Origin of the sequence: Candidatus Arsenophonus nilaparvatae (assembly GCF_045346035.1) — a bacterium.
GTDB lineage: Bacteria > Pseudomonadota > Gammaproteobacteria > Enterobacterales > Enterobacteriaceae > Arsenophonus > Arsenophonus nilaparvatae.
On the sequence record NZ_CP158507.1, the window covers coordinates 53,776 to 66,959 of the forward strand.

At 39.6% G+C, this 13,184-nt stretch carries 11 protein-coding genes and 3 pseudogenes; 5 read left to right on the forward strand and 9 right to left on the reverse strand.

Annotated elements, in window-relative coordinates:
• Positions 1 to 17: 17 nt before the first annotated feature.
• From WH390_RS00270 to WH390_RS00285, 4 genes are all read right to left on the reverse strand, one after another.
• On the reverse strand, positions 18 to 668 hold the full coding sequence (locus WH390_RS00270) for an HAD family phosphatase (RefSeq protein ID WP_032116580.1): 651 nt from the start codon (positions 666 to 668) through the stop codon (positions 18 to 20).
• 3 nt (positions 669 to 671) lie between these two features.
• Entirely contained in the window at positions 672 to 896 is a 225-nt protein-coding gene (locus WH390_RS00275) for a tautomerase family protein (RefSeq protein ID WP_032116579.1), read from the reverse strand.
• A 250-nt stretch (positions 897 to 1,146) separates the two neighbouring features.
• Complete coding sequence (locus WH390_RS00280; RefSeq protein ID WP_032116578.1) at positions 1,147 to 1,923, reverse strand: AfsA-related hotdog domain-containing protein; 777 nt, start codon at positions 1,921 to 1,923, stop codon at positions 1,147 to 1,149.
• Positions 1,924 to 1,933: 10 nt separating this feature from the next.
• Complete coding sequence (locus WH390_RS00285; protein WP_032116577.1) at positions 1,934 to 2,545, reverse strand: hypothetical protein; 612 nt, start codon at positions 2,543 to 2,545, stop codon at positions 1,934 to 1,936.
• Between the two features lie 345 nt (positions 2,546 to 2,890).
• Between WH390_RS00285 and WH390_RS00290 the strand changes: the two are divergent.
• From WH390_RS00290 to WH390_RS00310, 5 genes and pseudogenes are all read left to right on the forward strand, one after another.
• Positions 2,891 to 3,151, forward strand: a pseudogene (locus tag WH390_RS00290) (hypothetical protein); the annotation flags it as partial.
• Positions 3,152 to 3,165: 14 nt separating this feature from the next.
• Complete coding sequence (gene tnpB, locus WH390_RS00295) at positions 3,166 to 3,273, forward strand: IS66 family insertion sequence element accessory protein TnpB (protein ID WP_148305610.1); 108 nt, start codon at positions 3,166 to 3,168, stop codon at positions 3,271 to 3,273.
• Between the two features lie 194 nt (positions 3,274 to 3,467).
• Positions 3,468 to 6,503, forward strand: coding sequence for an AAA family ATPase (locus WH390_RS00300; RefSeq protein ID WP_032116575.1), 3,036 nt, complete (start codon positions 3,468 to 3,470; stop codon positions 6,501 to 6,503).
• The gene (locus tag WH390_RS00305; protein WP_081932930.1) at positions 6,463 to 7,275 is read left to right on the forward strand and encodes a conjugative transfer relaxase/helicase TraI domain-containing protein; all 813 of its coding nucleotides are present in this window, start codon (positions 6,463 to 6,465) and stop codon (positions 7,273 to 7,275) included. The genes WH390_RS00300 and WH390_RS00305 overlap by 41 nt, the downstream gene beginning before the upstream one ends.
• A 42-nt stretch (positions 7,276 to 7,317) precedes the next feature.
• The gene (locus WH390_RS00310; protein ID WP_032116573.1) at positions 7,318 to 8,040 is read left to right on the forward strand and encodes a LuxR family transcriptional regulator; all 723 of its coding nucleotides are present in this window, start codon (positions 7,318 to 7,320) and stop codon (positions 8,038 to 8,040) included.
• Here WH390_RS00310 and WH390_RS00315 read toward each other — a convergent pair.
• The 5 genes and pseudogenes from WH390_RS00315 to WH390_RS00335 form a co-directional block, all read right to left on the reverse strand.
• Positions 8,022 to 8,654, reverse strand: a complete 633-nt coding sequence (locus WH390_RS00315; protein WP_032116572.1) for an acyl-homoserine-lactone synthase — start codon at positions 8,652 to 8,654, stop codon at positions 8,022 to 8,024. The genes WH390_RS00310 and WH390_RS00315 overlap by 19 nt on opposite strands.
• A gap of 421 nt (positions 8,655 to 9,075) precedes the next feature.
• Positions 9,076 to 9,822, reverse strand: coding sequence for an IS21-like element helper ATPase IstB (gene istB, locus WH390_RS00320; RefSeq protein ID WP_032116571.1), 747 nt, complete (start codon positions 9,820 to 9,822; stop codon positions 9,076 to 9,078).
• Between the two features lie 14 nt (positions 9,823 to 9,836).
• Positions 9,837 to 11,359: pseudogene (gene istA / locus WH390_RS00325) on the reverse strand (IS21 family transposase).
• A 152-nt stretch (positions 11,360 to 11,511) separates the two neighbouring features.
• Positions 11,512 to 12,069, reverse strand: a complete 558-nt coding sequence (locus tag WH390_RS00330; RefSeq protein ID WP_032116350.1) for a recombinase family protein — start codon at positions 12,067 to 12,069, stop codon at positions 11,512 to 11,514.
• A pseudogene (locus tag WH390_RS00335) lies at positions 12,066 to 13,086 on the reverse strand (tetratricopeptide repeat protein). The gene WH390_RS00330 and the pseudogene WH390_RS00335 overlap by 4 nt, the downstream one beginning before the upstream one ends.
• Positions 13,087 to 13,184: the final 98 nt, after the last annotated feature.

The following is a 13,184-nucleotide window of genomic DNA, read 5'->3' on the forward strand; positions in this document are numbered from 1 at the left end:
TTTGCCTCAATAATGGTTTAAATAATCGGCCAGCTATTTTTAATTGCGTGTCTGATAAGCGCTGAATTTTTACCTACACAGACAGGATGGCCGGTTGATTCGAGCATGGGGATATCCGAGAGGTCGTCCCCATAAGCATAACAATGTGCAGGATTTATCTTTCTTTCATTGCAGAAATGAATAAGCGCATCCTTTTTTCCGGTGCCAATAGTCTGAAGCATGCCTATTTCACCCGTAAGTTTTCTCGTGTCAGTGAATATCAGCGGTGTGCAGAGGATATCTTTCACGCCAAGATATTTTGCAATAGGATAAAGAAGGGGAAGCATAGATCCGGAAATGAAAACAGTGTATATATTCTCATTCTGATGTTTTTTGAGTGCTGATACCGCGCTGCCTATAAACAATTCAGAATTAAGCTTAAATCTGAACCATTTTTCACCAGCATCTTCCAGTTCCTTATAAGAAATCCCTGCAAACTGGCGGTAATATTCCCTGTTAAGTTTCTCCCGGGGTGTTCCCTTTTTGACTTCAGCACGAAAGTGGATCATATAACTTTCTAGCTTATCGTATTCTTTTCTTTTCCGACACCAGAAGTCAAAAAAATCAAACATACTTTTAATGTTTATCAGTGTCTCATCGACGTCAAAGAATGCTGCTGAGTTTTGCAAGGCTCACTCCTCGTAACTTTTTCTTCGGCTTTTTACTGGAAAATCTTTATGGTTTCCGGGTACGCCTGCATCTGCCCAGTGTGAAGGTTGAACTTCAGAAATAACAACTGAGATTTTATCCAGCGGCGCCCCGGTATTTTTGTGCACTACAAAAGTAACATCTTCTTGCAACTTGATGATTGCATTTTCATCTTTTACAGGCCAGGTGGTAATGTGAATAAATGGCATGTTTTATTTCTCTCCAAAGTAAGTACAACTGCGTTAATAATCCGGTTTTCATTTTGTTCATGAACCTGGCGCACTTTCTGTATTCAGACAGGTTTACATCAAGAATACCTTCAGCATGCATCCAGTCAGCCAGAATGTGTAGTGGTCAACTAAAATTGGCCACCCTACCTTACTGTTCATTACCTCCGCATGGGGATACAGCGGCCTCTGCGTGGTAGCAACAGCCAGACGGTATTTCTGGCTACTTAATTCAGGCATGAGTTACCCCGTGCGCCGTCACCTGTTGTTCAAGGATTGCCGCCTTCATGGCAGCGTCAGCCAGTGATTTTTCCTTTTCAGAGATCAGCCCGGAAAGATATACGGTGAACAATACGTCCATGGTGGTACAAAGCGTCTGATGCTGAGTCACCCGAACCTGAGCCTTGAAGCGTCCCCTGCGGTCATTGATATCCTTCTCAAGAAACTCAAAATGGACCATTGCCGGTAAAGGAAAAAGAAAGCTGGCAAAGGTAATCGCCATACTGTTGATGACATAATAGCGTCCGGTTTCTTGCTTATAAATGAATTCTTCGGTAACGGAGATAAAAGCTTGACGGCTTGCTTCAACCAGAAGCATACCCTGAATATGCTGACCGGTCTGATGATCTGCCATGAGTTCACAGCGCTCATCAATCAGCAACGGCATTGCATAAAGATTATTGTTATGTTCAGTCTGTTCTGCCGGGCCTATAAGGACATTTTGCTCTAGCCTTTTATGACAATGTGCATTTTTCTTGTCACTGACCATTTTTTCCAGCGAGCACATTTTAAGTTTATTGCCATGAATAGAGTTTCTTGACTGATTTGAAATTACTTTTGCTGCGAAGTCTTTACGTACGCCCTGGCCGACAATGATTTCATGTTCTTTATCAATAATATTGGCAGGTATTTGCGTCATTAATTCAAGCTGAGAAATCGTCAGAACATCTTTACCGTTTGCGAATTCATTAAATTTATCGCCTACAACAACCAATTTTTTACTGTTCATTTATTTTTCCTCAGCGAAAACATGCACGGTAAATACGGGTATAAAGACCTTCATTACCACCAGTAATGTAATTATCTCCGGCCTGCTTAATGATTTCCTGGTAACGTGCGTTGGTGAAAGCTTCCTTATAGGTATCTTTATCGACGTTAAAAGCGGAAATAAACATTACCCCCGGCATTCCGCTGATAAGAGAATGGAATGCCTCGAAGCTTTCAATCTTATCTTTATTGTCTCTTACGACATTAAAAATGGTTTCATCACGCCATTGGAGATATTGTTGATAATTATGCGCCGGGACTTCAACATGTCGAAGTTGGATATACTCGGTTTCGGGCAGATATTTCTTATTGTGAATCGGGGATTCTACAAACTTGAGAAGTTCCCTGCGAATATCTTTCGAAAGAACGTCAGCGAAGCGATGAAACATAGACTCCATCTCTTCTTCTGCCCATGAGATTTCTTCGATGTCGTTAAATGAACGAAGCTCCAGTAGTTCATTAACGCTCTGTTCTTCACAAGAATAATACCGCACGCTTTCAGAGCCTTTTAATGATGTAAAAGCATTAGCGGAATAAGCGTTTTTTAATGAAAAACGTGATATTAGTACATAGTTAGATGACATTTTTATCCTTTAGTATTATTTGAAAATAGCATTCTTTTTATCTATTAACTTATTAATGGCTTCCTGTTATTATTTATAAAAATTCCTGGTGTTGAAAACTTTATTAATTTATAGCTAAGTGGCTTATCTATATAAAAATTAGTACTGGTAAATTAAAAAATTGGCCTTTTTTAATTGTGTAAGGTAAAGAGAGCATTTTTTAGATAAAAAATTAACCCTATTTGCTCTTACAGAATAGTAAAAAGATTTTTTTTTTAAATAGCTAAAACAGAACTCGGAATAAGTCAGATATTTCAAAGTAGCAGTCTGAAATATCTGACTTATTCGTAAGCGTTGTTAAATCTCCACCGCGCGGAGCGGGCGATAAAGCCGTTTGTGAAGGGCGCAAGAACTAGCTGTTTGTCAATACACAAGCGGGTGCCCATGGAAGTGAGCTGTTTACAGAGCCTGGTGAAAATAAATGCACGTATCAATGATCTTAACCCGTACGATTATCTTCTAGCGTTGCTGACGACGCTAAAATCCCTTGATGAAGATATAGACACGAGTTTCGTACAGACATATAAAATTCAAGTCTTCGCAAGAGCATCAACGGGTTGGTACTAATTATCGAGCAGGATATGGCCCATTCGCCCTTCGATGAGGCGCTATTCGTCTTCTGCAACCGAAATCGAGACAAGGTGAAGGCCCTTTACTGGGATAAAACAGGGTTCTGCCTCTGGTTGTAATGGTCAACCCATCAACACCAGAGGTTAACCTTAAAGAAGCCATCCAGTAATCCATTAAGGCACTATCAGATAAAAGCACCCGATTTTCCTATGATGCATTATTAACCCATGTCATTAATCGCATTCCCTGCCAAGAGTCAGTATTAGAAATGTTAAGAAAAGTAATTAACAAGGAGATTAAGCAGGGAAATCTCGTGCCACTTAATTCAGAAAGTAAGCTGTTAACCACAGAAAACCATCTTAAACAGGAAAATGCGGTCAGCACGTTAATTCATCAGTTGCGGTACAGTAAACATGAATTAACAACAACAAAAGAAAGCGCGTTAGCCAAAAATATTACCCAAAACAATGTCAGATTTAATCTGGTTAATCTTAAAGGCGGGTTTGCCCATGAAGTTCAGGTTATCGACGAAATCCATGCCCTTGCCAAAGAAAATAAGTTAAATACCGTGATTATTACGCCCAATAAAAAAATCAGCGATAAATTGCAAGAGCATGTCAATAAAAAAGTAAAAACCATCAGCATTGATGACTATTTAAATGACGCCCAGAAAAAAAACCATAAACGGCAATTAATCGGGATTTACCAGTCTGAACATCTACCCCTTAACAAAGTCGCGGCATTACTCAGTCGTTCCTATGCCGAGGGCGACACGATTATTGCATTGCATCGCGACAGCCGTAAAAACAAAGGACTGACCAGTGAAATAGCCCGAGCACTCGGTACCGAACCGATTAACGCTTTTGAATCGAATGCCGATAAACACCTCTATTTTATTCCTGAACAGGACAAAGCAAGCAGAATACAGGCCGCTGCGAATCATTTTGCTAACCTTTATGCCTTAAATAAAGAGGTCATCATTCAGGCAGGCAATAACCCAACAAAAGAAGCGATAACCACACAAACCCGTAATATTTTAATCGAAAAAGGATTACTGTCTGAAAACAAGAGGGTAGTGACCACCAAAAAATCGATATTTTTAGATATGGCTAACCGCAATCAGCGTAACACCTATAACATCGGCATGATACTTGAGCGCACAACAGAAAATGAACGGCAGCAGTATCAGATAAAAAGCATTAGTAAACAAAGTAATAAACTTTTATTACAAGACCAATTCGGCAACACTTCTGCCCTCTCGATTAATAAAATCGATAGTCACTATCGTCTCTTTAAAGTGCAAGAGATAGAACTTCGAGAAGGTGATAGAGTCAAATCAACCGGTGTGTTTGGCCAAAATATCCAGACAGGAAAGATATTTACGGTCACAGAACTAAAAAAAAGCAATTTTTTATTTGCCGATAAAATCATCATGGAAGATGAGCACGGTAAAAAAGCGTCATTCACCCCAAAAGCCGATAGCAAACTGGAATATCACTACTGTGAAGCGTTTGGAAATAGTCTTAATAAAACGCAAACCGTGATTGCGGTGTTTAACGAAAAAGAAGTGAATAATTCGACCATCAACCAAATAAGACGCAGTGGGAAGAACATTATCGGCATAACCGGTTTGGATAGCGATAGTATCCAAAAACGGTTACAACAAAGTGAAATTAGCACCACCGTGCTCGCTGATATCCAGCAAGGTAATGAATCATTCATAAAAGCCGCCAATGTTGCTAAAAATAATGCCACCCCTGATATCCAGAAACAGATAAACATCGCCATTGACCGGCGGACAAAATCAAGTATGGTTTTTAATAGCCTCGATGTGATAACCGATGCAGCAAAATCAAGTGATTTTTCGTTTAATGATTGTATAAATGCCTTTAAACAACGCCTAAAAAAAGGCGAAGTGAAATGCGTGGATGAAACAACACACGAGCTTTATGGGCGCTTTATTCGCAAAGAAGATTTTGATAACGAAGTAAAAATCCTATCGCAGATTTTACAAGGGAAAAACAGTCAACTGCCGTTAATCCAAAATAAAGAAAAACTACATTTTACCGGATTAACCCAAGGCCAACAAAAAGCCGCCGAACTCGTCTTAACCTCAAAAGACCAGACAATCATGATACAAGGCTATGCCGGTGTCGGGAAAACCACCCAGTTTAAAACGGTAGCACAAGCCCTTAACGATAATCGACCCGATGTGAATATCATAGGCCTCGCACCCACCCACAAAGCGGTCAATGAATTACAGGCAGCGGGCATAAAATCCCAAACCATCGCCAGCTTTCTGATGGAAAAGCACCAGAACAACCTCAAAACATCGTATAAAAATACCCTGTTTGTAATTGATGAAAGCTCGATGATTGGCAATAAAACCCTGGCAGAATTACTACTTAACATCACGGATAATGCAGGAAGAGTTGTCCTCTCAGGGGATGCAAAACAGCTAAAAGCCTTCGAGCGAGGCGCGCCTTTTGCCCTCGCCTGGCAACGAAGTGCCGCCGATAAAGTCGTGATGGACGAAATCGTCAGACAAACCCCCGAATTAAAACCGGCTATTGAGGCAATAATTGCCGGAAACACACAAAAATCACTGGACATTATTCGTCAGGTTTCCCCTGACCGGGTAGCAAGGAGTAATGGTGCTTTTATTCCCGAAAGCGCAATCATGAAGGGTGCTTCATCAGGTAAACCACAGGAAAACGACAATCAAATGATAAAAATGGTGATTGATGACTATGTGGGGAGAACGAAAGAAGCACGTGATAACACGGTGATTATCACCCCGTTAAATGCCGATCGAAATCAGTTAAATGAAAACATTCATACGGTGATGCAAAGTCAACAGATGCTGGGTAAATTAGCCCGCATTCCTGTTTTACAACGCATTAACCATCAGGAAGCGGATTTAAAAGATAGCCAATTTTGGCGAAACCAGTTGGGTCACATCGCAAAAATCAATCAACACTATTTTCAGATAACAGGGATTTCAAAAGAAGGCATTGTTAGTCTGATAAATCGGGAAAATAATCAGGAGAAATACCTGTCACCACTTGAAGTGGATCCTGCCGTCGTCGCACTTTTTGAAGACAAAACCATTGAAGTTTCAGAAGGTGAAAAAATCCGCCTCACCACAACCGATAAAGACCGCAATATTGCCAATAACGACAGGGGCATGATAAAGCGGATTGAGGACGATAAGCTCTATATTGAGTTAAACGGCAAGCTCGTCACCTATCAACCACAAAAAGAATATGCCGACAGACATCTGGATTACACCTACGCTATAACCAGCTATGCTTCACAAGGCGCTTTATCCCTATGTCATCGTCTATGAAGGGGCACGTACCGTGGCGGCAATGGATAATACCTATGTGGAATTATCCCGTGCAAAAGAACACGTTCAGCTTTATTTATCAGATGGCGATGCCTGGATGAAAACCCTCACAAAAAATTCTGGCGACAGAGTAACCGCGCATGACATCCTGAACAAACAGGAAGACCAACTGGCTAGAAATGAAATCAGAATTTGGGATAACAGTAAGGAAATTAGCAACACGAAGTTGGCACAAAAGATAGACCCATCAATGGTTGAAGTTGCCAGATTTTCCCATCATGACCGACCTGAACTGTTATTACCTGTCACCAATGAACACGGCATCCAGCGAGGAAATCTCCATATTCCGGTTGGCGTTTATACAGGGAAAACAGACATCGAAGAAGCTACTTACAAAGGTGCATCAGATGGTATCTATATCGTACTAAATAAGGGCAATGATGAGAACAGCATTAATCTTTATTCGCTAGCACAATTTGATGAAGCCTTAAAAAATGATAAAAAAGATCATTCGATTGTGATTGAACTGGATAATATCCCTAAAAATGAAATCCCTGAGAGTTTATCGCAAGATATAGAGACAGAAAAAGTTAATGATAATCAGGACATAACATTAGAATACGCACTACTGCATGATGATGAGAAAATCCCCGATCTTCAACTCGAAGAAGAACCTCAGAAACTGGAAAAAGAAAACGATGAGATTAATATCTCATATCATCATGAAGAAGAGATAAACCAAAAAATTAAAGAAAGGGAATATGGAGATTAAAATAATCTCCTCTAATCATAAAATATTAATTAAGAGATAAAAATGGAAATTAAATTTTTCGGAAATAAACTAATAAATCAAAAAATAAAGAATTCTTTAGAAGAAGAAATAAGAAAATATGGCGATATTAAATATGCTTATTTAATTATGAATAAATTCAATCCAATGAATGTAATCATAATTAACAACCACACTGATTGGTTTGAATTTTATATAAAAGGTAATTACCAACTTATCGACCCTGTAATTATAAATGCGATGGAAAGAGTTGATGATTTCGAGTGGGATGATAAAATCATGATATATTCAGAAATGAAACTACCAAAAATTTTCAAAAAATCAGAAAAATATAATATCAAAAAAGGGCACACATTCATACTTCATGATTACAATGATAATTTAGCAGTATTATCTATATTTCATACAAAATCAGACAATAATATTACACAACTCATACATGAGAATAAAGAAAGATTACAACAATTACTTATTAAAACACATCAAAAATTTTTATCTCTTTATGAAGAGATAGAAAGAAATCGTAGTCAATTCAAATCCTCAGCGCTTTCTCGTAGGGAAAATGAAATTTTATATTGGGTTAGCATGGGGAGATCATACCAAGATATTTCCAAAATACTTGGTATTAAATCTGGCACCATAAAATTTCACATGAGCAATATAGTTAAAAAACTAGGAGTTTATAATGCCAAACATGCTATAAAGCTAGCCACAGAATTAAAAATTATTCACATGCCATCTGGATAAAATGTTAAAGGCCAGCGATCATCAAATTTATATTCAGATAAAATTTTTTTCTTTAAAAAAATAGTATTACCTAAATCAATTGGCATAATAATTAAATAAATAATCGCTTTTTTTTCCGAAATGCCCTTATTAATAACAAAAACATTCCATCCAGAGCGCTTAAAAATAATTAGCATCTGATGACTAATGATTGCACACAAACCATCATAACCATAGCTTCTTGTATAATAAATCATTGACAAAAAAAGCATTGAGCTTATAGCGTATTTATTTATTTTATATTGCCTTGTTCTGTCTTTATCTACAAATAATCTACTGGCATCAATATAATTTCCATTAGGTAAATCTATTTTTTTAAAATATTTATTAAATTCTCCTTCAATCATATTAGGATTCATCATATCAATAAGTCTAACCCCACAGATAATTCTATCTTTATAGAACCCTAAGATATAATTAGCGCCTTTGTTATCATACTCATCAAATTCTTTATTATTTTTACATTTAACTAACCAGTTCAGCCTGTCTTTGAATGATTTCTTCCTGAGGAAAAATAAATCATTTAATTGACAGTTAGATATTTCTGAGTATTTAACATCAATAAAATTTAACATTATCGGATTTCACATAAATACATTATTTCAGTTAAAAAAATAATCAATGTATGGATCAATTTTCGCTGGCAATTTGTCGTAATAATAATTTAAATTTTTTTTAAATTTCATATTTAAATCCAGTGATTTTCCTCATGATAATACATAAACAAACCAATAGGTAGTAAAAAATACCTCTATAGCAAGGTGATTAATTAGAATTGTTAATTATTATAAATAGTGTTCACATCAGGGAAAACTCTCCAAAAAATAAATAATAAGGGGTTCTAATTTAGAACCCCAACAATAAATCGATTTTTAGTTTTTTCTTGGTTACATCTCAATCAGGGGAATTATTGCGTATTACCATGAAGAAGATCACTTATTAACATCGATGGAGATCGCTTTGCGTCATTATCACAGAACCGTTTTTAAATTAACTTCACTGATCTCCATCAGTCAATAGCGTTTGTATTTTTCGCATTGATTCTCCTTTTAGCTCTAGTTTGATGCTGCCATGAACCAGCCGATCTAAGATTGCATCTGCATGGGTTGAATCACCTATCATTTTGTACCAATTTTCTATGGGTAATTGGCTTACCACAATAACTGAACCCTTTTGGTACATCAGGTCAATAATTTCCAGTAGATCGCTTCGTTGCTCTGATGAAAGAGGCTCAAGCCCCCAGTCATCCAGTAGAAGCAGATCCGTGTGATTTAGCTTTGTTAGCAACTTGCTATATCTACCGTCTGCATGACCTTGATAACAAAGCTCCATTAGGGATTTTAATCGGAAGTAATACACTTTATATCCCTGTCTACAGGCATTATGGCCCAGTGCACACGCCAGATAGGTTTTACCACTCCCTGTCGCGCCTGTAAGTAATAGATTCTGTTTCAAATTTAACCAGCTTCCCTGACTAAGTGAACGGATTAACGTTTTTTCTATCCCTCGGCTACTACGGTAATCTAATTCTGAGAGTTCTGCATTGAGTCTGAATTTTGCTTGTTTAATTAACCGTTCTGCTTTTCTATTCTCACGATTAGTCAACTCTTCTGCGACTAACAATGATAGGCGTTCTTCGAATCCGAGTTCTTGATAAGTATTGGGTTGAGCGCTCTGATTTCTCAGGGCATCACGCAATGCGTTCAATTTCAGAACGGTGAGTTGTTCATAAAGGTGATTCATTATAATTTCCCTGATTAGTGATAGTATTTGCTTCCGCGAACGTTCTCATGCTCCAGTGTTGACAACAGGTCGGGTTTTGTATCTGGAATTGTTTGTTTATCTAGTCCTTTTTCTAAGATTGATTTTATTCCAGCTAAACGCCAAACTTGGGTTTTTAACGCCCTGGCACAAGCGGCATTAATCCTTGCATTGCTGTATTTTCTGTGAAGGTTTAGAAGCCCAAGGCAAAACCGATAACTTTGTTCTGGATGAGGTCGAGAGTTCAGTATGTGAAGAACATAGTCATGGACATCACTGCCCAACCGTGTGGCCCACTCAAGAAGACGTTCAGGTGTCCAGGTTGCATGCTGTCTATGGGCTTCAGGCATATGTTCTGTTCGAGTGCTGTAGCCATAAGTCCTGCAGCGGGGATGAGCTGCAACTTCCTGCTCTTTGTTAAATAACCTGACTAACTCGCCGGAAATTCGAGCTTCCAATTGCACTCCGAGAAAAGTATATGGAACCGAGTAATAATGGTTATCAATCTGAACATGATAATCTTTATGGACTCTAACTTTCTTTAATAGCGTGAAGCTGTAATGCGCTTTCGGTAGTGGTTGTAGTACAGGGGCGTCTAACTGAACAAAGAGCTCTGCTCGAGAGTAACTCATCTTTTGCATCTTTTTGGTATTTAGCCTTTTCAATAAACCTGGATATGCTGATTGAGTGAAGCAAGACTATAGAAGTGTTCGTGACGAAGTCGTGCCATAACCCAACGTTCGACAAGCTGCACGCCGACTTCAACCTTAGGTTTGTCTTTTGGCTTACGAGGACGGGCTGGCATGACCGCAACATTGTAATGCTCAAGCATTTGTTGGTAAGTCGGGTTGATGTCAGGATCATATTTACAGGCTCGTGAAGTTGCACTTTTCAGGTTATCAGGCACCACAATCTCAGGTACACCGCCAAGCGATTGGAAACAGCGAACATGGCTCATTACCCAGTCCTCAAGCTGCTGAGACCACGTTGCTTCTGCCCATGTATAGTTTGATGCGCCAAGAACAGCAACAAAGATCTGTGCTGTTTTAGTTTCGCCTGTATTGGGATTAATTATATTGATAGTGGGACCACAGTAATCAACAAAGAGTTTTTCACCGGCTTTATGAACTTGCCTCATTGATGGGGTTGTGGTTTTTAACCATTCACGATAAAGACGACAATAATGGTTGTAACTATAAAAACTCCCTGGGTATTGTTCTGCATATTCCTCCCAGAGCAGTTGTAATGTGACTATTTTGTTACGTAATTCTTTATGTACTTCTGCCCAATCAGGTAAAGAATGTTTTTTCATCTTCACTTTAGTCTGGCTAAATGCCTTTCGTAAGGAAGATGGGTCCCATTCTGTGGGTAAAGGCCATTGTTTTATCCCCAGTTGAGCAGCCCGATTGGCATATCGTGATACAGCAGATGGCGATATCGATAAGCTGCGAGCTATTTGGGGTCCCCTCAGAAAACGGAAAAAATTGTACGTTAAGCTGTTTGAAGTGGACGTAGCGATCTGTATTTTCCCAGGCCGATGTTAGCGCTGCTACGCCAGAGGTATGCGAAACGTACTGCAACAGTGCCTCATCGACTAGTGCGTGCATTTGAACTGAGACTTCCAGTTTTACTCTTTGTGGCGCATTTAAACCGTAATTTCCTGAATATGGTCTAAGAATGTCTTGATGCCGGCAACCAACGGTACAACGTTGGAACAGAAACACCGAGATCTTTAGCTACGTCTCTGGGAGGAATACCGCTGGCTAATAATTTTTTAGCCGATTCAATTTTACTGCTGGTCATTTTTGGTTTTCTCCCACCTTTACGCCCGAATTCCTTTGCTGAATCAAGACCTGCCCGCGTACGTTCGATTATCAACTCTCGCTCCATTTCTGCAAGGCTAGCCATAACATGGAAGAAAAAACGCCCCGACGGTGTTCCGGTATCAATAGCATCCGTGAGACTTTTGAACTGAATGCCCTGTTTGTGCAGCTCTCCAGCGATATCAACAAGCTGTTTTACGCTACGACCCAGACGATCGAGTTTCCATACAACCAGCGTATCGCCCTCTCGAAGCATTTCCAGTGTTCTGGTTAACCCTGGGCGTTCAGTTCGTACACCATTGATTTTATCTTCATAAATTTTTTCGCACCCTGCTCTGGTCAGGGCTTCAATTTGTAAATCAAGATTCTGATCTTGTCTGGAAACTCGCGCATAGCCAATCATCATACGGCAGAACATCCCAAAGTGTACATCCATGGCCAGATTTCCTGCCCTCGTCTGTTTTTCATCTTCTTAACGACCTCCGCTGAAAGCCGATGATCAATTCCACTCAGCAACTGCCGCTGACGGTCAATAATACGCCCACGGGCATCAAAATCTCCTTCACTGAAAAGGTCTTCAGAACATTTCATCAGGGAGGCCCGTTCGGTCATAATACTGGAATGGTTAAATAACCAGCGGACAAATGCCAGCGCTTCAGGATGACGGAACCACAGCTCACCATACATTTCGATATAGTCAGCCGCCATCTCTGGTTTCGCTAAATTACTCCCATGCCATATTGCTAATGGCTGCGGGTGGAAGTTACCGGAAAGTATTTCAGCGATGTAACTGTTCGCGCTGAATCCGTGTCGAAGTGCTGTTGCTGCTTTGACCCAGTCTTTATTGAGGATATAAAGAAGGGCCTGCTCATAGCAGTAAGGAGGATAATTATCTGCGTGCTCATCAAAAATATTGGCCGCCCGTTCTTTGTCGCCGGCGCGCAGTACTTCCGAGCCCAGCAGATAGCGACTCCCTGATTGTCATTAGGGTTATAAGCCAGCATTTTATCAATAAGCGTGGCAGCATCTTTATGACGTCGTAAGCGTACATACGCCAGCATCGCCCCCTGCAGAGCGCGAAGGTATGGGCGATTATCTACATATCCCCATTCAATAGCACCTGAAAAACTCTCAGGGATAAGGCGGTTACCTGCTGCCAGTCCGACCAGAGCGGCATCCAGTGCTTTTTGGGCTTATCCTGCTCCAGGAAGATAAATGACAGGTGCGCATGAAGATCAATAAGATCTGGCTCCAGCCTGATAAAACGATTCAGTTCGGCAATATAACGCTTATCATTCAACTCGCCAGACTGATGCGTACCAAGCAGATGCTCGAACTCATCCAGCAAAGGAGCAAACCTTTCATCAGGGTAAACGAAACAGCCTAAATCTCCCTGTACTTCAAACCGCAATTTGTTTTCCATTTTTTTCTCACCTGCCTGCTGATTTTTTATCAAAACTCATTGAGAGCATAGGGAATTAAGAATAGAGTTTCAATAATTGATTTCGAGAATCGCTAAGC